The sequence below is a fragment of the Endozoicomonas euniceicola genome (assembly GCF_025562755.1).
Lineage (GTDB): Bacteria > Pseudomonadota > Gammaproteobacteria > Pseudomonadales > Endozoicomonadaceae > Endozoicomonas_A > Endozoicomonas_A euniceicola.
The window spans coordinates 1,416,238-1,441,494 of sequence record NZ_CP103300.1; the positions used below are offsets into that span (position 1 = coordinate 1,416,238).

The 25,257-nt window shown below is 48.8% G+C and carries 7 protein-coding genes; 3 read left to right on the forward strand and 4 right to left on the reverse strand.

The window, feature by feature from the left end; translation table 11 throughout:
- The first annotated feature begins 1 nt into the window (after position 1).
- Positions 2-424 (forward strand): protoporphyrinogen oxidase HemJ, encoded by a 423-nt coding sequence (hemJ, locus tag NX720_RS05540; RefSeq protein WP_262599944.1) that lies wholly within the window; start codon positions 2-4, stop codon positions 422-424.
- Here hemJ and NX720_RS05545 read toward each other — a convergent pair.
- The 3 genes from NX720_RS05545 to NX720_RS05555 form a co-directional block, all read right to left on the reverse strand.
- The gene (locus NX720_RS05545; RefSeq protein WP_262599945.1) at positions 393-7,022 is read right to left on the reverse strand and encodes an AAA family ATPase; all 6,630 of its coding nucleotides are present in this window, start codon (positions 7,020-7,022) and stop codon (positions 393-395) included. The two genes, hemJ and NX720_RS05545, sit on opposite strands and share 32 nt — an antisense overlap.
- 203 nt (positions 7,023-7,225) lie before the next feature.
- Positions 7,226-14,605 (reverse strand): AAA family ATPase, encoded by a 7,380-nt coding sequence (locus tag NX720_RS05550; protein ID WP_262599946.1) that lies wholly within the window; start codon positions 14,603-14,605, stop codon positions 7,226-7,228.
- Between the two features lie 203 nt (positions 14,606-14,808).
- Positions 14,809-21,828, reverse strand: coding sequence for an AAA family ATPase (locus tag NX720_RS05555; protein WP_262599948.1), 7,020 nt, complete (start codon positions 21,826-21,828; stop codon positions 14,809-14,811).
- Between the two features lie 124 nt (positions 21,829-21,952).
- Here NX720_RS05555 and NX720_RS05560 point away from each other — a divergent pair, with 124 nt between their 5' ends.
- The gene (locus NX720_RS05560) at positions 21,953-22,873 is read left to right on the forward strand and encodes a DUF805 domain-containing protein (RefSeq protein ID WP_262599949.1); all 921 of its coding nucleotides are present in this window, start codon (positions 21,953-21,955) and stop codon (positions 22,871-22,873) included.
- 12 nt (positions 22,874-22,885) lie between these two features.
- On the opposite strand, the gene NX720_RS05565 is transcribed toward NX720_RS05560, so the two are convergent.
- Positions 22,886-23,479 carry a hypothetical protein gene (locus tag NX720_RS05565; protein ID WP_262599950.1) on the reverse strand — a complete coding sequence of 198 codons (594 nt, stop codon included), beginning with the start codon at positions 23,477-23,479 and terminating at the stop codon, positions 22,886-22,888.
- Between the two features lie 514 nt (positions 23,480-23,993).
- On the opposite strand from NX720_RS05565, the gene NX720_RS05570 reads away from it, so the two are divergent.
- On the forward strand, positions 23,994-25,181 hold the full coding sequence (locus NX720_RS05570) for an acetate/propionate family kinase (protein ID WP_262599951.1): 1,188 nt from the start codon (positions 23,994-23,996) through the stop codon (positions 25,179-25,181).
- Positions 25,182-25,257 lie beyond the last annotated feature (76 nt).

Below are 25,257 nucleotides of genomic sequence, written 5' to 3' on the forward strand. Positions count from 1 at the left end.
TATGCTCTGGATAAAAGCTTTTCACCTGATCGCCATGGTTTGCTGGTTTGCAGCCCTGTTCTACCTGCCCCGACTTTTTGTCTATCACGCCATGAGCGATGACAGCATCAGTCGTGAACGATTCAAGACCATGGAACGCAAGCTTTACAGAGGTATCGCCTTGCCGTCGATGCTGGCCACTGTGATTCTGGGACTCTGGCTACTGAGTTACAACATGCCCTACTACATGAGCAGCGGCTGGATGCACGCCAAACTGGCTCTCGTGTTACTGCTGATTGGTTATCACCATGTCTGCGGAGCATTTCTGAAAAAATTTGCCCGGGACGAAAACACCCGGTCTCACACATTTTATCGGTGGTTCAATGAAGTTCCGGTGCTGTTTCTAGTCGGCATTATTGTACTGGCGATTGTGAAGCCTTTCTGAGATTGTCCACCTGCTCTCTGGACAGGGACTCCAGATAGCGGGTAAGCAGTCGATCCAGCATATCGTCATCAACAATCACGGAATCCTGCCATTCCTTTGGTAACTGGTTGACTGGTAGCGGGACAGATATTCTTAACACACCAGTCTCCTCATGAGAGAACAAATCAGAATCTTTCTTTTCGTAGAACATTTGAGTCCACAACCATTTGGCTTTATCCGTTTCTGAAGCGATATCAGGTGTATGCAGCCTGAAACCATAAGTTATTCCGTATTTTTTATTTTTTATATACCGACTTAATACTCCTGACCGTTGCCCTATTAATCTATTCAGGTGGTAGGTAGCATCTAAAAGAGATTGCTTTACCAGCTGTATTTTTGTTCGTGAGTTCATATTATTTTTTTTATTTTCTCCCAGTTTTTGCAACAGTATCGTCTGGTAACGTGCCAGCTTTTCCTGATCAAGCAGGAAAGACTCTCCGACATTAAAAATAACCGGCCTGTATTGCTGCAATTCGTGGTACTCGCTGGTCTGTGCAAAAGCGGCTTTATTCTCCAGTAACCGGCTTATCTGTAACTCACCTGGCGGCTGATATTTCCAGACAGCCCTGAGTAGAGGAGTCTTTTTATTTAGCAGCACGTCTAACTCAGCAAATGGTGAACTATCTAACTGGTCATTAACAATATCCATATTCTCCAACCGTTTAATGCAGCCCATGCGATAGTGTTGATTTTTATTCAAGTTCTGTATCTGCTCATTCAACCATGGCGATAGCCTTTGACGAACATCGGGATCATCCAATAACAAATAAGGAATATCTCTCATTTGAGATGGGGCAACGTTAAAATACAGCAATAATTTTTTAAAATAGCCCAAGACTTTTTCCCTTGACTCACCTTTTAGATAGTAAATATCTCTGACTATATCCTCCGAAACATAAGGCCTAACATTTTCATTTAACTCAGGGCTTTTATGGCTTAGATATTTCAAACTGGGTAGTTCTTTCAGACTATCCCAACCGATTTTCAGTAATTCGGTGCCTGCTGCCTGTTTTTTATATCCTGAGTACTTATATCTTCCCGAGTCACAAATCTCCCTAGGAAGCTTACAGCTCAAGAATAATTCAGCACTATTCCAATCAACACCGTTCGGGGAGAATTCAACAAAAGTATTGATGTCATTTGATATCACCCGGACAACACCTGCTTTGTAATACTCAGCCAGCATGGCCGCAATGTAACTGCGATAACGATAGTCTCCCAGTTCATATTCCATCTGTTGCAATAACAGTGTCAGGCTAACATCCAGTGATTCGGGCCTTGCGGAACTAAACTGACGAATAAAGTTCACTATTTTTTCTATTTTACTGCTTCGATTCATTTCCGGCTGAATGCCAATCTCTTTATCAATGTCAGGATGAGCGGCAAAAAAAGCCTCCACTTGTCTTCTATGTTTCTCACTCATCAAATCGGGCTTCTGCTTATCAGCTACCAATGATTCCCGGGAGAACGGAAGTTCGCCTGGCTGTATCAGAAAACGAACAGTAACCTCTTCTGCCACGCCCTCCTGTTTATTGACGGTTACAAAGTAAAGCCCCTGAAAGGCATCGTACTCCACCAGAAGCCGTTCTGATGTTATGCCTTCAAACGATAAAGCCAACAGTTTTTCCCGGGGAGAAAGGCTTGCCAAAGGCGTTCTTTCACCGGTTTTTATAACTTGCTCTCCCCTGACAGCGTGCTGGTTACTTATTTGCTGCTCATCAATATCTGATGGCAGTGCCGGAATACGAACACCCCGATAAGGCAGGTCAATAAAGTGCACTACTCTATTATCATCAATTGTCATGTATTGAACTGACTGGCGGTAGTGTTCCGGACTATGGTCATGATAAAAAATCTGCTGAACAACCATATCGTCTCTGAGGGGCTCTTGCTCGATTGCTTTTTTTGCAGCCTCTCTGGCCTCTTTTTTGATATCCGCTTTAACGTTTCTACGCTCTGAGGGCTGAACGCTTACAGATTCTTTCAGGGGCTGAGACCATGAGGAACCTTCCCGACTTTCATCTTTCAACACCTGCTCAGGCGAAGCATTGACAGCTGTAGAGCGATCTGCATTGTCATGACCTGAAATCAACGACCGATCTCCGAAATCCTCCGGGTTTTCAAGCTCTCCATAGGTGCCACTGATTTCCACTGTCTGCCATGTCTTGCCATTATTCAGAGAATGTTCTACCCAGGCATGAGCTTCACTGTTCATTATCCTGACCGGAATACCATAAAACTGCATCAGACCGGCAACAGCAAAAGCAATATGTCGGCAGGTGCCAATGCGCCGCTCAATTAACTCAGCCATTAGCTCAATATCCGATTCCCGGTTTACCAAGCTTGTTATCGCTCTGTCAGGCGCAGAAAAACTCTTAGAATAAGCAATAATTTTCTCGACTCTCTGTTTTTGAGAAAGCTTTTCGTTATGACCCAGCTCAGCCGCCAACAGAGGACTTTTACTCATTAGAAGGTTCAGCCTGTTTATCCATAAAAGGGGAGCCTGATACGCCTCATCAGACTCCAGGCTCTCAACCCTGTTAACTGTTTTATCTTCCTCCACAACATAATGAATTCGTGTTGTTAAAGAACCACCTGACTCAGGAAGGTTAACGGTATAAATTCCACGGTATGCATCGTATTGCACCTCGACAGGCTGACCTGTGTTCTCTTCCGTCCAGATAGCGACCAGTTTTTCGTGGGGGAAAAGACTGGTTAACGTACCCCTCTTAACAACATCCTGAGTACCGTGGTGTTGTCCGGGTAATAAAGATTTCGACAAGTCAGCCTGAACAAAGTGAGGGTAGGGAGTCGGTTTACCTGCAGGAAAAGGTTCGAGCTTTACTTCTCCATTGTCGTAAATTTTCAGCCTTTTTATATACAGACGATAAAACGGTGGCGGAAAATTACTGGTGAAGCGCTTGGTAAGCCTGTGAGGCTGGCTCCGGTCAAAGTCACCATCCAGAGCACTCAAACCTGCCCAGACTTTGCCTTCATGAATGCCAGGAGTATCAGGTTCACCCGCAAACAGGCTGAACAACTTTGCTGTCAATGGCCTCTCAGACGCAGGGGCTGGAGCCAGAGCCAGTTCTTTCTCAAGAATTTTTACAACATCTGCCTCAACAACAGGCACGACAATGGGTTCTGGTCGCCAGCTATCTTTCAGATACAGCCGGTAAAAGGTCATAAACCGGTTTCGCAGAGCATTAGGGTTTACCGCCTCTGACTTGTCCAGCGCCTTGAGGTACTCAATCATCATCATAACGGCAGGAACAGCCAGCGCTTTGTTCTGCTTCAAAGTCTCTACCCGTTTATGGTGCCAGAGCGCAATGTCATCTGAGAAAGAGGAGTCCGTATAACTGGCGGCAATCGCCTTGAAATCGTTCAGGGTATACTCATCGAGAATCAACTGGGTAAAACGGCTCGCCAGCGCAGAAGAAAACGCATGTCGTCCACTGTACTGCACCGGATTAACCGTCGCGATCAGAAAGAACCCCGGTGCGGCCTCTCCGGATAACACATCATTTAAAACCCCCTCAAGGAAATGGGTGGGGAGTAGATTCAACTCCGATACAATGAGTATCCGGCCTTCCGTTTTTGCCCGGATAATCAGCGCTTTTAACCTGTCCCAGTTGTTGTAACCAGCGGTAATACGCAGGGGGGGCGGCAGTATAAGACCCTTAAGCGCCCAGTCCTCCCGCCACTGTTTCATCACAATGTCCAGAACCACATCCTTGCCTCGTCCGGCAGGCCCTTCGATCATCATCCCATGACGACCCGGATGACTGCGATGATGATTGTTTTCACCGGCAACCCGTTCCAGTTCTAGCCAGATACGTCGAGCCAGAGTCCGTGTTGAGTCGTTCTCCAGGTGCAGACTCGTGGACTGGTGTTTAAGTCGTTCGTAAAAAGCGTCGAAGGCGTGATGTTTTACATAATAAGCCCGGCTGGACAAGCCAACTGAACGCTTCTGCCCTGCAAGCAGGCCGGAGAAACTGTCATGAAGCGCCTGCTTTAAGGTATTTTCAATTTCATGGGTCGACTTTTGCGCCAGGTCGCCCAGGTAAAATTGAAACCGGCTGAGGACGTCCAGGGTATCCCTGGCAGAAAACGAATAGCCTGGTAACTGGCCCTGGTAGCCAGCCAGGTTATCCAGCAACAAGTCCGCTATCCAGTCACACCCATCCCGCTGACAACGCTGACTGTCCATTACTTCGAGAAAAGGGGCAATGACCTGTCCGGACAGGCCGCTGGAATCCATAGCCGCAAAACGGATGGTTTTCGCATGATTGTGTAATTCCGGGATAAGATAGCGTCCCTCAAACGACAGGGGGTTTCCGGTAATAACCAGCCGATGCTCCGGGGTCAGGTAGTAAGCGTCACCGTTACTGCTGATAAAAGGCTGTTGCAGGGTCACGCCAGACAGCAATACCTGTACATTCTTGTCCAGCAGGTTGCCTTCATCAAGGATCAGAATAACCGGCTCGCCATTTTTGCTCCGTTGCTGAGCCCACTGGAGAATGGGACCTTCAACAAACAGGGTTTCAGAGTCATCCGGATAATCAGGAAGAGGACGCAGCGCCTGCTCACCGAACAAGTCCTGACGACGACTTGTCGGGCCTGTGGTCAGCTGGTAAACCGTTTGCTGTCCCGCCAGTTTTTTTGCGACACGGCTGGCCGTGTAACTCTTGCCACTGCCCGGAGGCCCTTCAAGATAGACCAGGGCGTGGTTTTGTATCGCTTCGCTGACGGTCTTTACCAGTTGTTCTGGCCTGTTCCAGTTCACGTGAACCGGCTCTGACGGTGATGAAACAGAGGGAGCTGCCTCATCATGCTCTGGATTGTGGCTCAGCCATTCCGACCAGGATGAGGTCACCGCCAAACCCGGTTCCAGCCACTGAACCCGGATATCCGGCTGGGAGTTGATGAGGGATAACTGTCCAAACCGGGGCACAGAAGGCGTACCGGACAATAGTGGCTCCAACAGTTTCTGGATATCGGGATTCGACTCCAGTCCGGTAATAATAATCTGCCGGGCAGATGTTTGAAGTGCTTTGTAGAAGTCCGTCGAGTGCTTTTGAAAACGCCGGTTCTGACGGCTTTCCATTCTGATCGTTTCCAATAGTTGACTGGCATCCAGACTGGGCGATACGACCTCGATGTGCGCGCCGGGATGTTCTTCCCGTATTTTTTCCAGAGATAAGGTTCCGGAAAGCCTTTGCACCAATGAACCGTTAACCGCCTCTTCCTGTCTCTGAAACAAATTGTCAGGTACCACAACAGGCTGGTCTTTCTCACGAACCCGCAACGTCAGGTTCTCCAGTTGTCCACCCGCAGACAACAAGCCTGTCAGTCGTTTCCACTGATGGTTCGTCAGGGTGGACGTGACTTCAATTCCTTGAAAATTCTGCTTCAGGTTGCCACCGACACCCGATTTGACCAGCTGCCCTTTACGCAGTGCCATTTCGCTAAAGACAAGGTCAAAATTAACACTGTTCAGGGGAAACCAGCGGGTCTCTGCATCCTGGTGTCGCTTTCCGAAAGCTTCCAGAGTTTGCGCCATCACCCCTGGTGAGGTGTCTTTTCTTTGTAGAAAAAAACGGGCGGGCAAAGCAAGGCACTGGTCACCGCTGTCCATCCCCCGGCTGGCAAGCGTATTAGCCAGTTGTACTTTGAACGCGATATCTTCCCAGGGGGCGTCTTTAAGGATAAACAGGGCATCCCCAAAATCTCCCAGCGCAGCGTCCCGAAAGATTAGTCCACCCCCGGAATCCAGCTCAATCCCCCCCGACAAGACATCGCCAGCCGACAGCCCTGAAGCGAAATCAAGGGTTTTAGCAGGCAGGTGGCTGACATCAAAGGGGATCGAATCCCAGACATGCCTGCGGACATATTGCTCAAGTGTCGGTACGCAATGGCTGGCCTGTTTCCGGAGCAGGGAGATATCCGGCGCTTGTCCGATGTTATTAACCCGACGCCAGAAGTCACTGCCCGGGGCATCCGCTGACCAGGCAGCAGACAGGACTGACTCGTCCGCAACCGCAAGAATCCGGGTCGTGTTTGAAAGTCTTTTGCCGTTGTAGGTCCGGACGCTGTCCAGAATCCCGTTCAGTTCAGCCACCTGCGTAGCCGTCATCTGCCGGTAATCCACCACCAGTATCACGGCCCTGTCGTTAAACATCATTCCGGGGGCGGGCGCACTCACGTTTCCCTGATCATCCAGAAATAACCGGGTTTCCAGGCCGCCTTCCTGTAAGTCTGTGGCTTTTGTGATGTAACGAATAATATGATCCGGGAACTGTGTGACCACATACCCAAGCAACTGATCCAGCTCGTGATCCGACGACAGGTTGACATAAGCCGTAGAGCGCTCATTCTCAAACAGTCCGGGAAACCCTGCCCCGGCGGAGTCAACAACAATAGAACTGGCTTGTGTTGATAGCGCCAGCAACAGCAGAACTGAACGAGGTAATAAACGTTTGGGAAGTCTGAAAAAGGAACGGTATATCGAACGAATTAAAATTCCGGACAATATTAAAAAGTATTTTGCTACATCCATAAGTACCACCTGATAATTTTATTCCTGATAATCAGTGCGGTTCGTGTCAGTTAATAGCTGCCAACCAGTCCCATTCCAACAATCAGTCCTTGAATTGTTAAATTATGACCAGAAACGGACTGATTGGTTCCTAAAACAGCCTGCCAGTCAGCCGATGGGGACGGCATGGATGCATGCCAAACCGGCTCTCTTTCTGGCCGGCATTATTGTACTGGCGATTGTAAAGCCTTTCTGAGATTGTCCACCTGCTCTCTGGACAGGGACTCCAGATAGCGGGTGAGCAGGCGATCCAGCATATCGTCATCAACAATCACAGCATCCTGCCATTCCTCCGGTAACTGGTTTACTGGCAGTGGGAAAGATGATCTTAGCACTACAGTTTCACTATCCGGTGCTTGATCATTACCTCTTAAAATTTTTATAGTTTGAGTCCATAACCAGCTAGCCCCTTCCATTTCTGAATCAGGATAGGGTTTATACAACCTGAAACCATAAGTTCCATCTCTACTTTCATATCGACGCAGTACACCTGAACGTTGTCCTGTTAACCTATTCAGGTGGTAGATAGCATCAAAAAGAGATTGTTTGACCAGCAAATTGATCATATCAAAATTCAATCGATGCTCTTTCTCCAGTTTTTGACCCAGTATGATCTGGTAACGCTCCATCGTTTCCGAATCAAGCAGGGGGGATCCTACATTAAAAATAACCAGCCTGTTTTGCTGCAATTCTTGATGCTCGCTGGTGTGTGCAAAAGCAGCTTTATTCTCCAGCAACCGGCTTACCTGCAACTGACCTGGCGGCTGATATTTCCAGACTTTTTTTAGGTTAGGAGTCTTTTTCTTTAGCAACTGCTCTAATTCAGTAAATGGTGAACCATCTAAATAGTCATTAACAGTGACCTCATTATTTATAAAGGCAAAAGTTCTTAAAAGAGGTTCCTTTATCTCATCAGCGGACAGCTCATCTATAGATTTACCTGCAGTGGTTATATCCTTTACAGCAGGGGAATTTTTGGAAATAAGATGTACTTGCTGGAGGTTCTGCAACTGCCTGTTCAGCCACGGTGACAGTTTTTGATAAACCTCAGGGTCATCCAGTAACAAATAAGGAATATCCTTCATTCTGGATGGGTCAGCATTAAAATACAGCAGTAAATTTTTAAAATAGCTCAGCACTTTTTTCCTTGTCTCACTTTTCAGTTTGTGAAAGTCCTTGATTACATGACCCAAAGCATAAGGCCGTAAAAAAAACAGTGCATCTTTATTTAAATCTTGTTTTTCATAGATTTTTTTCTCTTTCACACTCGGTATTTCTTTTAAGCTATCCCAACCGGTTTTCAGTAATTCGGTGCCTGCCGCCAGCTTCTTATATTTTGAATACTTATAACCTTTCAGGTCATGCCCCTCCCAATTAACACCGTCCGGGGAGAATTCAACAAACGTATTGACGTCATTTGATACCACCCGGGCAACACCTGTTTTGTAATACTCAGCCAGCATAGCCGCAATGTAACTGCGATAGCGACAGTCCCCCTGTCCATATTCCATCTGTTGCAATAACATTGTCAGGCTAACGTCCTCTGACTCGGGCCTCGCGGGACCAAACTGACGGACAAAACTCACTATTTTTTCTATTTTCCTGCTTCGAGCCATTTCCGGCTGAATATCAATCTTTTTAAAAATGTCAGGATGAGCAGCAAAAAAAGCATCTACCTGTCTTCTATGTTTCTCACTCATCAACTCAGGCTTCTGCTTATCAGTCATCAATGAATCCCGGGGAAAAGGAAGTTCACCCGGCTGAATCAGAAAATGAAGGGTAACCTCTTCTGTTCCCCCCTCTTGTTTATTGACGGTTACAAAGTAAAGTCCCTGAAAAGCATCGTACTCCACCAGAATCTGTTCCGATGTTATGCCTTCAGACGATAGGGCCAATAGTTTTTCCCGGGGAGATAGACTTGCCAAAGGCGTTCTTTCACCCGTTTTTACAACTTGCTCTCCCCTGACAGCGTCATGATTACTTAGCTGCTGCCCCTCGATATCTGATGGTAGTTCTGGTATACGAATACCCCGATAAGGCATGTCAATAAAGCGAACTGCTCCATAAGCATCAATTCTCATGTATTGAACAGACTGACGGTAGCGTTCTGGGCTGTGCTCATGATAAAAAAGCTGCTGAATAGCGATATCGCTTCTGACAGGCTCTTGGCTGATTGCCTTATTTGCCTCCTCTCTGACCTCTTCTTTTTTGATTTCCGCTGACGATTTTTGTTTAACGACTTCATAGTCTCCATAGGTACCCTTGATTTTCAGTGCCTGCCATGTCTTTCCATTGTTCAGAGAATATTCTACCCAGCCATGAGCTTCATTGATCATTACCCTGACCGGAATACCATAAAACTGCATCAGCCCGGCAACAGCAAAAGAAATATGTCGGCAGGTGCCAATGCGACGCTCAATTAACTCAGCCATTAGCTCAATATCCGATTCCCGGTTTATCAGGCTTGTCATCGCCCTGTCAGGCGCAGTAAAACTTTTAGAATAAGCAATAATTTTCTCGACTCTCTGTTTTTGAGAGAGCTTGTCGTTATGACCCAGCTCAGCCGCCAACAGAGGACTTTTACTCATTAGAAGGTTCAGCCTGTGTATCCATAAAAGGGGAGCCTGATATACCTCATCAGACTCCAGACTCTCAACCCTGTTAACTGTTTTATCTTCCTCCACAACATAATGAATTCGTGTTGTTGAAGAACCATCTGACTCAGGAAGGTTAACGGTATAAATGCCACGGTATGCATCGTATTGCACCTCAACAGGCTGATCTGTGTTCTCTTCCGTCCAGATAGCGACCAGCTTTTCGTGGGGGAAAAGACTGGTTAGCGTACCCCTCTTAATAACATCCTGAGTACCGTGGTGTTGTCCGGGTAATAAAGATTTCGACAAGTCAGCCTGAACAAAGTGAGGATAGGGAGTCAGTTCACCTGTCGGAAAAGGTACGAGCTTTACTTCTCCATTGTTGTAAATCTTCAGCCATTTTATATCCAGACGATAATACATTGGCGAGAAATTACTGGAGAAGCGTTTGTTAAACCTGTAAGTCGTGCCCTGGTCATCAAAGTTGCCATCAATGTTTTTTTCGTCGTCGTGAGCTTCCTTTGCAGCATCATCCTGTGTTGCTGCCCAATCGGTATGACCATCAACATCAAAAGCTGCCTGCATGTTTCCATGACCTTCTTCAGGAATGCCGGCAATCTCTTTTTCATCAAACTTATTCAGAGAATTGTCGGAAGCATCCAGGGTCTGACCTCCGGTTATTTCCTCCTTTGCCTCTTTCGCCTCCGGCTCACCCGCAAACGGGCTGAACCACTTTGTCATCGGTGATCTCTCAGACGCTGGGACTGGAGCCTGTTCTCCTGCTTCCTCCTCTGCCTCTTTTGTCTCAGACTCACCCACAAACGGGCTGAACCACTTTGCCATCAGTGATCTCTCGGACGCTGGGACTGGAGCCTGTTCTCCTGCTTCCTCCTCTGCCTCTTTTGTCTCAGACTCACCCGCAAACGGGCTGAACCACTTTGCCATCAGTGATCTCTCGGACGCTGGGACTGGAGCCTGTTCTCCTGCTTCCTCCTCTGCCTCTTTTGTCTCAGACTCACCCACAAACGGGCTGAACCACTTTGCCATCAGTGATCTCTCGGACGCTGGGACTGGAGCCTGTTCTCCTGCTTCCTCCTCTGCCTCTTTTGTCTCAGACTCACCCACAAACGGGCTGAACCACTTTGCCATCAGTGATCTCTCGGACGCTGGGACTGGAGCCTGTTCTCCTGCTTCCTCCTCTGCCTCTTTTGTCTCAGACTCATCCGCAAACGGGCTGAACCACTTTGCCATCAGTGATCTCTCAGACGCTGGGACTGGAGCCTGTTTTCCTGCTTCCTCCTCTGCCTCTTTTGTCTCAGACTCACCCGCAAACGGGCTGAACCACTTTGCCATCAGTGATCTCTCAGACGCTGGGACTGGAGCCTGTTCTCCTGCTTCCTCCTCTGCCTCTTTTGTCTCAGACTCACCCACAACCAGACTGAACAACTTTGTCATCAGTGATGTCTCAGGCACTGGAGCCAGTTCTTTCTCAAGAATTTTTACAACATCTGCCTCAACAGGCACGACAACGGGTTCAGGTCGCCAGCCATCTTTCAGATACAGTCGGTAAAAGGTCATAAACCGGTTTCGCAGAGCATTAGGGTTTACCACCTCTGACTTGTCCAGCGCCTTGAGGTACTCAATCATCATCATAACGGCAGGAACAGCCAGCGCTTTGTTCTGCTTCAAAGTCTCTACCCGTTTATGGTGCCAGAGCGCAATGTCATCTGAGAAAGAGGAGTCCGTATAACTGGCGGCAATCACCTTGAAATCGTTCAGGGTATATTCATCGAGAATCAACTGGGTAAAACGGCTCGCCAGCGCAGAAGAAAACGCATGTCGTCCACTGTATTGCACCGGATTAACCGTCGCGATCAGAAAGAACCCCGGTGCGGCCTCTCCGGATAACACATCATTTAACACCCCCTCAAGGAAATGGGTGGGGAGTAGATTCAACTCCGATACAATGAGTATCCGGCCTTCCGTTTTTGCCCGGATAATCAGCGCTTTTAACCTGTCCCAGTTGTTGTAACCAGCGGTAATACACAGGGGGGGCGGCAGTATAAGACCCTTAAGCGCCCAGTCCTCCCGCCACTGTTTCATCACAATGTCCAGAACCACATCCTTGCCTCGTCCGGCAGGCCCTTCGATCATCATCCCATGACGACCCGGATGACTGCGATGATGATTGTTTTCACCGGCAACCCGTTCCAGTTCCAGCCAGATGCGTCGAGCCAGAGTCCGTGTTGAGTCGTTCTCCAGGTTCAGGCTCGTGGACTGGTGCTTAAGTCGTTCGTAAAAAGCGTCGAAGGCGTGATGTTTTACATAATAAGCCCGGCTGGACAAGCCAACTGAACGCTTCTGCCCTGCAAGCAGGCCGGAGAAACTGTCATGAAGCGCCTGCTTTAAGGTATTTTCAATTTCATGGGTCGACTTTTGCGCCAGGTCGCCCAGGTAAAATTGAAACCGGCTGAGGACGTCCAGGGTATCCCTGGCAGAAAACGAATAGCCTGTTAACTGGCCCTGGTAGCCAGCCAGGTTATCCAGCAACAAGTCCCCTATCCAGTCACACTCATCCCGCTGACAACGCTCGCTGTCCATTACTTCGAGAAAAGGGGCAATGACCTGCCCGGAGAGGCCGCCGGAATCCATAGCCGCAAAACGGATGGTTTTCGCATGATTGTGTAATTCCGGGATAAGATAGCGTCCCTCAAACGACAGGGGGTTTCCGGTAATAACCAGCCGATGCTCCGGGGTCAGGTAGTAAGCGTCACCGTTACTGCTGATAAAAGGCTGTTGCAGGGTCACGCCAGACAGCAATACCTGTACATTCTTGTCCAGCAGGTTGCCCTCATCAAGGACCAGGATAACCGGCTCGCCATTTTTGCTTCGTTGCTGAGCCCACCGGAGAATGGGGCCTTCAACAAACAGGGTTTCAGAGTCATCCGGATAATCAGGAAGAGGACGCAGGACCTGGTCACCGAACAAGTCCTGACGACGACTTGTCGGGCCTGTGGTCAGCTGGTAAACCGTTTGCTGTCCCGCCAGTTTTTTTGCGACACGGCTGGCCGTGTAACTCTTGCCACTGCCCGGAGGCCCTTCAAGATAGACCAGGGCGTGGTTTTGTATCGCTTCGCTGACGGTCTTTACCAGTTGTTCTGGCCTGTTCCAGTTCACGTGAACCGGCTCTGACGGTGATGAAACAGACGGAGCTGCCTCATCATGCTCTGGATTGTGGCTCAGCCATTCCGACCAGGATGAGGTCACCGCCAAACCCGGCTCCAGCCACTGAACCCGGATATCCGGCTGGGAGTTGATGAGAGATAACTGTCCAAACCGGGGCACAGAAGGCGTACCGGACAATAGTGGCTCCAACAGTTTCTGGATATCGGGATTCGACTCCAGTCCGGTAATAATAATCTGCCGGGCAGGTGTTTGAAGTGCTTTGTAGAAGTCTGTCGAGTGCCGTTGAAAACGCCGGTTCTGACGACTTTCCATTCGGATCGTTTCCAATAGTTGACTGGCATCCAGACTGGGCGATACGACCTCGATGTGCGCGCCGGGATGTTCTTCCCGTATTTTTTCCAGAGATAAGGTTCCGGAAAGCCTTTGCACCAATGAACCGTTAACCGCCTCTTCCTGTCTCTGAAACAGATTGTCAGGTACCACAACAGGCTGCTCTTTCTCACGAACCCGCAACGTCAGGTTCTCCAGTTGTCCACCCGCAGACAACAAGCCTGTCAGTCGTTTCCACTGATGGTTCGTCAGGGTGGACGTGACTTCAATTCCTTGAAAATTCTGCTTCAGGTTGCCACCGACACCCGATTTGACCAGCTGCCCTTTACGCAGTGCCATTTCGCTAAAGACAAGGTCAAAATTAACACTGTTCAGGGGAAACCAGCGGGTCTCTGCATCCTGGTGTCGCTTTCCGAAAGCTTCCAGAGTTTGCGCCATCACCCCTGGTGAGGTGTCTTTTCTTTGTAGAAAAAAACGGGCGGGCAAAGCAAGGCACTGGTCACCGCTGTCCATCCCCCGGCTGGCAAGCGTATTAGCCAGTTGTACTTTGAACGCGATATCTTCCCAGGGGGCGTCTTTAAGGATAAACAGGGCATCCCCAAAATCTCCCAGCGCAGCGTCCCGAAAGATTAGTCCACCCCCGGAATCCAGCTCAATCCCCCCCGACAAGACATCGCCAGCCGACAGCCCTGAAGCGAAATCAAGGGTTTTAGCAGGCAGGTGGCTGACATCGAAGGGGATCGAATCCCAGACATGCCTGCGGACATATTGCTCAAGTGTCGGTACGCAATGGCTGGCCTGTTTCCGGAGCAGGGAGATATCCGGCGCTTGTCCGATGTTATTAACCCGACGCCAGAAGTCACTGCCCGGGGCATCCGCTGACCAGGCAGCGGACAGGACTGACTCGTCCGCAACCGCAAGAATCCGGGTCGTGTTTGAAAGTCTTTTGCCGTTGTAGGTCCGGACGCTGTCCAGAATCCCGTTCAGTTCAGCCACCTGCGTAGCCGTCATCTGCCGGTAATCCACCACCAGTATCACGGCCCTGTCGTTAAACATCATTCCGGGGGCGGGCGCACTCACGTTTCCCTGATCATCCAGAAATAACCGGGTTTCCAGGCCGCCTTCCTGTAAGTCTGTGGCTTTTGTGATGTAACGAATAATATGATCCGGGAACTGTGTGACCACATACCCAAGCAACTGATCCAGCTCGTGATCCGACGACAGGTTGACATAAGCCGTAGAGCGCTCATTCTCAAACAGTCCGGGAAACCCTGCCCCGGCGGAGTCAACAACAATAGAACTGGCTTGTGTTGATAGCGCCAGCAACAGCAGAACTGAACGAGGTAATAAACGTTTGGGAAGTCTGAAAAAGGAACGGTATATCGAACGAATTAAAATTCCGGACAATATTAAAAAGTATTTTGCTACATCCATAAGTACCACCTGATAATTTTATTCCTGATAATCAGTGCGGTTCGTGTCAGTTAATAGCTGCCAACCAGTCCCATTCCAACAATCAGTCCTTGAATTGTTAAATTATGACCAGAAACGGACTGATTGGTTCCTAAAACAGCCTGCCAGTCAGCCGATGGGGACGGCATGGATGCATGTCAAACCGGCTCTCTTTCTGGCCGGCATTATTGTACTGGCGATTGTAAAGCCTTTCTGAGATTGTCCACCTGCTCTCTGGACAGGGATTCCAGATAGCGGGTCACCAGCCGATCCAGCATATCGTCATCAACAATCACGGAATCCTGCCATTTCTCCGGTAGCCAGTTCGGTGACAGTGGAACAGACACCTGTAACAGATTTTCGAAAGAGGTAGATGTTCCATCTTTTTGGTCGTAGAAAATTAAACTCCAAAACAACTCAGACTCCGGAAATTCTGGCTTGTACACCAGAAGTGCGAAAATATCAGAGCCGTAACTATCGTCTCTTCTTCGCTTTAAAATACTTGAGTATTGTTTTGCAAAGCCCGTTATTCTGGTCAGATGTCTGGCAGCATCCAAAAGAGCCTGATCAAGTATCTTGCGCTTTTCTTCTGATGACATGCTGTTTTCTTTACCCTCATCCAGTTTGTTAAATAGTATCGTCTGGTAACGTGCGACCTTATGCGGGTCCAGCAAAGGCGACTCCCCCACATTAAAAATAACCCGTCTGTTTTGCTGCTGTTCGTGATGCTCACTGGTATACGCAAAAGCTGCTTTATTGGCCAACAGCCGGCTTAGCTGCAATTGGCCTGGTGGCTGATATTTCCAGCTTTGTGTAAGGGATGAAGTCTTTTTAATCATTAACCGCTCCAGCTCAGCGAATGGTGAACCATTCAGACGTCCATTAACTTCCTTCTTCGAGTGTTTAGAAATCAAATATAAAATGGGATCGTACGTTTCTGGGAGATTCTCTATCTGTTCACTGAGCCATGGCGAAATTTTTTGACGAACTTTGGGATCTTTCATTACCAACAAAGAAAGGTCTTTCATAACGTGCGGCTTAACGTTGAAATACAGTAATAAATGTTTAAAAAGGCTTAGCGCTTTGTCTATCGAAGCATCTCTCGCATGATAAATCTCAAGAAATTTATCACGACCATCGGGTATAGTAGATTCGAAATCGCTCTCAACAAAACGAAGCACTTGAGGACCTATACCAGAAAGGCGAGGATCACGAGTTTCCTCTCTAAAACTATCCAGGCCTGGCTGTAATAGTTCCAGACCTGCAGGCTCTATGTCGTAATCCTTAGAGTAATCATTGCATATAAAATTTTCGTTCAGATTATAGCTATGCCAGCGAGTCCCATCTGCTGAGAACTCAACAAATATCCTCTTGTCATTTGATACCTTGCGGACAGTGCCTACTTCAAAATACTCCGCCAGCATAGTCGCGATAAAGAAGCGATAATTACATCTGGATTCTAATATATGTTTCATCTGGCTGAACAGCGATATCAGGCTGGAATCCTCTATTGCTGACAAAGCTAAGCGAAACTGCTCGGTGAAAGCCAGTATTTTTTCCATTTTAACCTTTGAGTCCATTCCCGGTTCAATACCAATTTTTTTGTAAAGTTCAGAATGCTCCGCAAAAAAATCATCCACCTTCTTTCTCAATTCAGCATTTATCAATTTCGGTTGCTGTTTATCAAGCAGCTGTTTATCAGTTAGCCATGTTTTCCGGGATAGAGAGGGCTCATCTTCCTGTATCAGGAAATGAAGCGTAATATCATCCGCAATACTCGTTCCTTTGTTCACCGTTACAAAGTAAAGCCCCTGAAAAGCATCGTATTCCACCAGAAATTGCTCCGGCGTCACACCTTCAGACGATAAAGCCAACAGCTTTTCATGGGGATAAAGGCTGCCTAATTGCGTTTTCTCCCCGGCTTTTACCACCTGCTGCCCTCTTAAAGCATGCGGGTTACTGAGTTGTTGTTCCTCGATATCTGATGGCAAAGCTACTGGTATACGGATACCATGGTAAGGCAGGTCAACGAAGCGAGCTCTCCCATTATCTTCCATTACAACGTGTTGTATAGACTGACGATAATGATCAGTATTGTGCGAATGATAAAATATCCGTTGAATAACCAACTTCTCTTTCGACTGTAATGACCGTTTAGGTACGTAAGCTTCTGCCAAATCCTGTTCATCTCCTTCACGACTCTTCAAGATTGACTGAAACAGATAATTTGCTGTTTGCTTAAGAGGCTGTAACCATGAACTCACCGGGCTTTCTTTTGGGCTTTCTGTCGGCAAAGCCATTTGAGGTCTTTCCCGGGAATCGTCAAGATCTGATGGCTCCCGGTTTACCGTACTTTCATCTTTCAATGTCTGTTCAGGCACGGCAGTGGCAACCGAAGAATCATCTGAGTCGTCATGACCTGAAATCAACGACTGGTCTCCGAAATCCTCCGGATTTTCTGCACCACCATAGGTTCCCCAGGTTTCCGAGGTTTGCCATGTCTTGCCATTATTCAGAGAATATTCTACCCAGGTGTGACTCTCATTGAACATCACCCTGACCGGAATACCATAGAACTGCATCAGACCAGCAGCGGCATAAGCAATATGCCGGCAGGTGCCAATTCGACGTTCAATCAACTCAGCCAGCATCTCAATATCAGACTTCTGGTTTTTCAGACTTTCTATCGCTTTGTCAGGCGCAGTAAAACGCTTGACATAAGCAATGATGCTCTCGACCCTCTGCTTTTGAGACAGGCTTTTGTAATGATCCAGCTCGATTGCCAACAGAGGCCTTTGGCTCATTAAACGGTTCAGCCTGTTTATCCATACAAGGGGAGCCTGATACGCTGCTGAAGGCGCCAGACTTTCGGCCTCATCAACCGCTTTATCTTCCTCCACAACATAATGAAGTTGTGTTTTTGAAAAATAACCTGCATCCGGAAGGTTAGCGGTATAAATTCCACGGCGTGCGTCGTATTGCACCTCGACAGGCTGACCTCTGTTATCTTCCGTCCAGATAGCGACCAGTTTTTCGTGGGGGAACAGACTGGTTAGCGTACCCCTCCTGGTAATATCCTGAGTACCGTGGTGTTGTCCGGGTAATAAAGATTCCGACAAGTCAGTCTGAACAGAATCTGGCTGATAGTGAGTCAGCTCACCTGCCGGAAAAGGTTCGAGCTTTACTTCTCCATTGTCGTAAATCTTCAGCCATTTTATATCCATACGATAAAACGCTGACGGAAAATCACTGGTGAAGCGTTTGTTAAGCCTGTTAGTCTGCCTCTGATGGAAGTCACCATCCAGAGCATGATTACCTGCACTGACTTTGGGCAGGTATTTTTTCAGAAAATCAGGCAGGTGTTGTCCGACATTAAAAGGTGCGTGTTGCCTGGCTGCCTGTAAAACATTCGCTAACGGATTAGCAGGTATGTATCCTCTCGCTGCCTGCAATACATTCGCGATTGTATCAACAGTAGCAGCCACACCTTGTTCCATGACTGCCGCAGTTCTTTCCATGAAAGGCTGAGGCTGTTTACCTGTTGTCCTTTGATCCGGTTTTTCTACTTCTGGAACTACCTTTGCAGGTTCATTCTGTGTTGCAGGCTGACCTGAATGATAAACAGCCTCAGGAGTCTGGCCTTCGGTTGCTTCCTCCTTTGTCTCTTTCGTCTCAGGCTCACCCACAACCAGACTGAACAACTTTGTCATCAGTGATGTCTCAGGCACTGGAGCCAGTTCTTTCTCAAGAATTTTTACAACATCTGCCTCAACAGGCACAACAATGGGTTCTGGTCGCCAGCCATCTTTCAAATACAGCCGGTAAAAGGTCATAAACCGGTTTCGCAGAGCATTAGGGTTTACCGCCTCTGACTTGTCCAGCGCCTTGAGGTACTCAATCATCATCATAACGGCAGGAACAGCCAGCGCTTTGTTCTGCTTCAAAGTCTCTACCCGTTTATGGTGCCAGAGCGCAATGTCATCTGAGAAAGAGGAGTCCGTATAACTGGCGGCAATCACCTTGAAATCGTTCAGGGTATATTCATCGAGAATCAACTGGGTAAAACGGCTCGCCAGCGCAGAAGAAAACGCATGTCGTCCACTGTATTGCACCGGATTAACCGTCGCGATCAGAAAGAACCCCGGTGCGGCCTCTCCGGATAACACATCATTTAACACCCCCTCAAGGAAATGGGTGGGGAGTAGATTCAACTCCGATACAATGAGTATCCGGCCTTCCGTTTTTGCCCGGATAATCAGCGCTTTTAACCTGTCCCAGTTGTTGTAACCAGCGGTAATACGCAGGGGGGGCGGCAGTATAAGACCCTTAAGCGCCCAGTCCTCCCGCCACTGTTTCATCACAATGTCCAGAACCACATCCTTGCCTCGTCCGGCAGGCCCTTCGATCATCATCCCATGACGACCCGGATGACTGCGATGATGATTGTTTTCACCGGCAACCCGTTCCAGTTCCAGCCAGATGCGTCGAGCCAGAGTCCGTGTTGAGTCGTTCTCCAGGTTCAGGCTCGTGGACTGGTGCTTAAGTCGTTCGTAAAAAGCGTCGAAGGCGTGATGTTTTACATAATAAGCCCGGCTGGACAAGCCAACTGAACGCTTCTGCCCTGCAAGCAGGCCGGAGAAACTGTCATGAAGCGCCTGCTTTAAGGTATTTTCAATTTCATGGGTCGACTTTTGCGCCAGGTCGCCCAGGTAAAATTGAAACCGGCTGAGGACGTCCAGGGTATCCCTGGCAGAAAACGAATAGCCTGGTAACTGGCCCTGGTAGCCAGCCAGGTTATCCAGCAACAAGTCCGCTATCCAGTCACACCCATCCCGCTGACAACGCTGACTGTCCATTACTTCGAGAAAAGGGGCAATGACCTGTCCGGACAGGCCGCTGGAATCCATAGCCGCAAAACGGATGGTTTTCGCATGATTGTGTAATTCCGGGATAAGATAGCGTCCCTCAAACGACAGGGGGTTTCCGGTAATAACCAGCCGATGCTCCGGGGTCAGGTAGTAAGCGTCACCGTTACTGCTGATAAAAGGCTGTTGCAGGGTCACGCCAGACAGCAATACCTGTACATTCTTGTCCAGCAGGTTGCCTTCATCAAGGATCAGAATAACCGGCTCGCCATTTTTGCTCCGTTGCTGAGCCCACTGGAGAATGGGACCTTCAACAAACAGGGTTTCAGAGTCATCCGGATAATCAGGAAGAGGACGCAGCGCCTGCTCACCGAACAAGTCCTGACGACGACTTGTCGGGCCTGTGGTCAGCTGGTAAACCGTTTGCTGTCCCGCCAGTTTTTTTGCGACACGGCTGGCCGTGTAACTCTTGCCACTGCCCGGAGGCCCTTCAAGATAGACCAGGGCGTGGTTTTGTATCGCTTCGCTGACGGTCTTTACCAGTTGTTCTGGCCTGTTCCAGTTCACGTGAACCGGCTCTGACGGTGATGAAACAGAGGGAGCTGCCTCATCATGCTCTGGATTGTGGCTCAGCCATTCCGACCAGGATGAGGTCACCGCCAAACCCGGTTCCAGCCACTGAACCCGGATATCCGGCTGGGAGTTGATGAGGGATAACTGTCCAAACCGGGGCACAGAAGGCGTACCGGACAATAGTGGCTCCAACAGTTTCTGGATATCGGGATTCGACTCCAGTCCGGTAATAATAATCTGCCGGGCAGATGTTTGAAGTGCTTTGTAGAAGTCCGTCGAGTGCTTTTGAAAACGCCGGTTCTGACGGCTTTCCATTCTGATCGTTTCCAATAGTTGACTGGCATCCAGACTGGGCGATACGACCTCGATGTGCGCGCCGGGATGTTCTTCCCGTATTTTTTCCAGAGATAAGGTTCCGGAAAGCCTTTGCACCAATGAACCGTTAACCGCCTCTTCCTGTCTCTGAAACAAATTGTCAGGTACCACAACAGGCTGGTCTTTCTCACGAACCCGCAACGTCAGGTTCTCCAGTTGTCCACCCGCAGACAACAAGCCTGTCAGTCGTTTCCACTGATGGTTCGTCAGGGTGGACGTGACTTCAATTCCTTGAAAATTCTGCTTCAGGTTGCCACCGACACCCGATTTGACCAGCTGCCCTTTACGCAGTGCCATTTCGCTAAAGACAAGGTCAAAATTAACACTGTTCAGGGGAAACCAGCGGGTCTCTGCATCCTGGTGTCGCTTTCCGAAAGCTTCCAGAGTTTGCGCCATCACCCCTGGTGAGGTGTCTTTTCTTTGTAGAAAAAAACGGGCGGGCAAAGCAAGGCACTGGTCACCGCTGTCCATCCCCCGGCTGGCAAGCGTATTAGCCAGTTGTACTTTGAACGCGATATCTTCCCAGGGGGCGTCTTTAAGGATAAACAGGGCATCCCCAAAATCTCCCAGCGCAGCGTCCCGAAAGATTAGTCCACCCCCGGAATCCAGCTCAATCCCCCCCGACAAGACATCGCCAGCCGACAGCCCTGAAGCGAAATCAAGGGTTTTAGCAGGCAGGTGGCTGACATCGAAGGGGATCGAATCCCAGACATGCCTGCGGACATATTGCTCAAGTGTCGGTACGCAATGGCTGGCCTGTTTCCGGAGCAGGGAGATATCCGGCGCTTGTCCGATGTTATTAACCCGACGCCAGAAGTCACTGCCCGGGGCATCCGCTGACCAGGCAGCGGACAGGACTGACTCGTCCGCAACCGCAAGAATCCGGGTCGTGTTTGAAAGTCTTTTGCCGTTGTAGGTCCGGACGCTGTCCAGAATCCCGTTCAGTTCAGCCACCTGCGTAGCCGTCATCTGCCGGTAATCCACCACCAGTATCACGGCCCTGTCGTTAAACATCATTCCGGGGGCGGGCGCACTCACGTTTCCCTGATCATCCAGAAATAACCGGGTTTCCAGGCCGCCTTCCTGTAAGTCTGTGGCTTTTGTGATGTAACGAATAATATGATCCGGGAACTGTGTGACCACATACCCAAGCAACTGATCCAGCTCGTGATCCGACGACAGGTTGACATAAGCCGTAGAGCGATCATTCTCAAACAGTCCGGGAAACCCTGCCCCGGCGGAGTCAACAACAATAGAACTGGCTTGTGTTGATAGCGCCAGCAACAGCAGAACTGAACGAGGTAATAAACGTTTGGGAAGCCTGAAAAAGGAACGGTATATCGAACGAATTAAAATTCCGGACAAAATTAAACTGTATTTGGTTACATCCATAAGTACCACCTGATAATTTTATTCCTGATAATCAGTGCGGTTCGTGTCAGTTAATAACTGCCAACCAGCCCCATTCCAACAATCAGTCCTTGAATTGTTAAAGTTATGACCAGAAGCGGACTGATTGGTTCCTAAAACAGCCTGCCAGTCAGCCGATGGGGACGGCATGGATGCCAAATATTACAAGGTGCTCTTTGAAGGCAGAATTCTGCCTGGCAATGACGAAGACAGCGTTAAAGAGCGTCTGAAAACACTGTTTCATGCGGATGATGTGCGCATAAGTCGCCTGTTCTCCGGCAAGTCTTACGCCCTGCGCAAAAATATTCCGGAAAAAGAAGCACGCAAATACGAGAAAGCCATCAGGCAGGCTGGCGGGCAATGCCGGATTACTGTCATGGACGACAGTCTCGAGCTGGAGTCCATGGAAGAGGAACAGACTAAAAGCGGGGCACCTGAAAATTCCCTGTTCGCCGATATCAAGAGTCGCATCAGCACACCCTCATCCAAACCTTTCTTCCTGATCCGGCGCATTGGTCGCTGCCAGTACATCAACCTTTGCTGGCTGGTGACGATCATCGAAGCTGCGGCTATGCTACTGCCCCAATACCTGCATGAGAACCTGCCCATACTGACTGGCACAACGCTGACCATTCAGCAGACAATGGCCATGACGCTGGGGTTTCATGCCCTGGCCATCCTGATTTCGATTTATGCCATGATCGCCCGCCTGCATGACATGAATCGCAGCGGCACACAGTGGCTGTTCGTGGTCATTCCCATCATCAACCTGATGTTCATGCTCTGGCTGACCTTTGGCAAAGGCTCGCAAGGGTACAATAGCTATGGCAATCAGCCTGCTACACCCGGTCTCTTTGCCAAACTGCCGGGGCTCTATATTCCAGTTGGTGTGCTACTGGGAGTCGCTGCCGGAGTCTACCTGTACCAGAATGAGCTGCTGAGCCTCATCCAGCAATTGCCTGCCGAGCTGTCGAAACGAATTCCCGAGGGAGTCAGGGATTATCCACTTCAGGACAAATTGTTCTGACGCACCGTTCAGTCAAAGTGAAAAATATTTTGTGATTTTTGCCATAAGAAGACCATGTACACTATTAACGTTGCCTCTCCAGATTCTATATTTCTTACGCATTTCAATTGCCTGCTGCAGTGAAATCAGAGGGCTGGGTTGCCAGAAATGTCTTTTGCTTCGCTGGACCAAATGGTTTTTATAAGTTACATTTTCCGGCGCTGGGAAAAAACCATACTGAGTAAAAAAACCCATAGATGTCCTGAACGGTGACGCTAAATACAGGTAGTCCGCACCATTTACCTGAACCTCACAGACTATAACAAACATCAGCAAGCTACCCAGATGGGTAAATTGGCATAGCTCATCAGTCAAAATAAGCTCAACCACATAGTGACATTTGAAATCGTATGGAAGCAGATGATAGGGGAGTTCTTTCTTTTTATATAAGAACTTGTCAAAACGGCTGGAGACTCTTGCATCGGCGATCTCCTCCCCACTCGGGTCAAGAGTTAATTGCAGAAACAACTTCCCATTCGTTAGCTGCCGTTTAAGGGAGATAGTGCTGCCGGACGCAAGGTGTGTGAACTTTGAGTCCTCATCATAACGAATATGTTCAAAAGGCATAATCAGCGACCTCTTACAAACAGCCATGATTAAAAAATACGATTTCCGTCAAGCCAGACGATGAATAAGCATTTTCATGGAAATAAAAATCAACAGGTTCGTAACACCACGTTTACCCATACCTCTCATTCATACTTGAGTATTTGTCATAAAGGTCTACATTTGTCTGTAGTAATAGCAGGCTAGTGGTAAACAGCCAAGAAAACCATCAAGTAAAACACGATCTACAGCCACTCTCCAACAGTTCACATTGGTTAACACTCAACCACCCATATACGCATCAATACGCAGTACATTGATTTAGATCAATGGTTATAATCACGCACTTTACGACACATGCTCCCTAATCAGATCGCAAGCACAGTCAGTCTGATTTTTTCCATTACAGACTGTTTGCATCCGGAGTATGTAATCGCCAGACCAGAAGTTTAAGGATCGGCGTGACGACCTGAAACAGTCATCACAAAGTTCTGAAAACGGACTGATTGTCCTTATTCAGTTAGGTATAATTTTTATGAGCAAAGATAACATTCTCGTTATTAACTGCGGCAGTTCTTCCCTGAAGTTCTCTGTCATCAACCCGGCTACCGAAGAAGAATACATCAACGGCCTGGCTGAGCGCATGGGTAGCAGCGAAGCTGAACTGAGCTGGAAAATCAACGGCGAGAAAGGCAACCAGTTCCTGGGTCAGGCGGCTCATGACGAAGCCATTGAAGCCCTGATGGGACTGCTGAGCAAAGAAGGGCTGATCGACAGCATCTCTGCTATCGGTCACCGTGTTGTACACGGCGGCGAGAAATTCACTCAGTCTGCCGTAGTCACTGATGAAGTAATTACCGCTATCGAAGAGTGCGTACCACTGGCGCCTCTGCACAACCCGGCTCACCTGCGCGGCATCAAGGCGGCACAGAAATTCTTCCCGGGTCTGCCGAACGCTGTTGTATTTGACACGGCCTTCCACCAGACCATGGCTCCGGAAAACTACCTGTACGCCATTCCATACGAGCTGTATGAGAAGCACGGTGTTCGTCGTTACGGTGCCCACGGCACCTCCTACCGCTATGTTGGACAGGCTGCTGCTAACATGCTGGGTCTGGACATCAACAACAGCAATATCATGGTGGCTCACCTGGGTAACGGTGCCTCTGCCTGTGCCATTAAGAACGGTCAGTCCATCGACACCACCATGGGCCTGACACCTCTGGAAGGTCTGGTTATGGGTACCCGTTCCGGCGATATTGACCCTAACGTCTTCAACTTCCTGAAGAACTCCCTGGGCTACTCCCTGGAGCGCACCACCGAGATGCTGAACAAGGAATCCGGCCTGCTGGGTCTGTCCGGCGTGGACAGCGACTGCCGCAACATTGAAAATGCTGCAGCGGAAGGTAATGAACGTGCACAGCTGACCCTGGACGTATTCTGCCACGTACTGGCTGAGAAACTGGCGGGCTTCGCGGCTGCCATGGGTAGCATTGACGCCCTGGTATTCACCGGTGGTATCGGCGAAAACTCCAGGACCATTCGCAAAAACGTGATTGAGCGCCTGAGCATCTTCGGCTTCAAGCTGGATGAACAGAAGAACGACGAAACCTTCCGTGGCAAGAGCGGCGTAATCACTGAAGAAGGTTCTACCGTTGCTATGGTTGTGACCACCAACGAAGAACTGATGATCGCTCGTGACACTAAGGCTCTGACTGCCTGATACAAGGATCGTGCAAACGCTGGTTAAGCTTCACGGCTGACTGGTGTTTGCTGTTTTTATCAACAGGAGGCGTACG